This window comes from Thalassobacterium maritimum, from assembly GCF_031127805.1.
Classification (GTDB): Bacteria; Verrucomicrobiota; Verrucomicrobiia; order Opitutales; family Coraliomargaritaceae; genus Thalassobacterium; species Thalassobacterium maritimum.
The window spans coordinates 1-604 of the sequence record NZ_JARXHW010000203.1; the positions used below are offsets into that span (position 1 = coordinate 1).

Annotated in this window: 1 protein-coding gene; it reads right to left on the reverse strand. The window is 45.7% G+C overall.

Annotated elements, in window-relative coordinates; translation table 11 throughout:
• Window positions 1-99: 99 nt before the first annotated feature.
• Window positions 100-501 (reverse strand): hypothetical protein, encoded by a 402-nt coding sequence (locus tag QEH52_RS20030; protein ID WP_308952739.1) that lies wholly within the window; start codon window positions 499-501, stop codon window positions 100-102.
• Window positions 502-604 lie beyond the last annotated feature (103 nt).

The following is a 604-nucleotide window of genomic DNA, read 5'->3' on the forward strand; positions in this document are numbered from 1 at the left end:
CAGACTGCGTAGCACGTCGATCAGTCTGGCTGCGGTCCCGCACGGCAGGTGGTGTGAGAGGTGGCGTCCCGTGCGGCGTCACCTACTCGATTTATAGTTCTATTTCTTCCAGATAGTGGTAATCTCGAAGTGGAGTTCAAGGCTATCGGTGTTCCTAGAGAACATTTCACCTATCAGGTTTGTTTTTACTGGTTTAGAAACGTCTATCTTTGTGCTATAGGCTCCATTTGGATATACGATTATCGGTGCCTTCGAAGAGTAAACTAGCTCGCTCCCTCGATATAGCTTAAAGCCTAGGTTGGTATACGCGCTACCACGTTTTGATGTGATGATGAACTCAAGTTCTTTTTTCTCTTCTTCTGTGTCTTCGAGGTAAAAGGCTAAGCCGACTTCGAGGTTTGCACTGTGTGAAAATGGAATTGAGACATAGTGTTTTTCTTCCCTGTCGGCGCAATAGGCTACGCTGATTATGAAACAGTATGCTATCGCTAGAAACTTCATTTAATTTTATAACTTAAAGTGTTGTAGGCTGGAAGCTCCGCTTTCTGCTTACAACCTGTTGGACTAAGCCGTGCGGGTGTGCTTTACGGGGTAAGGGGATTGT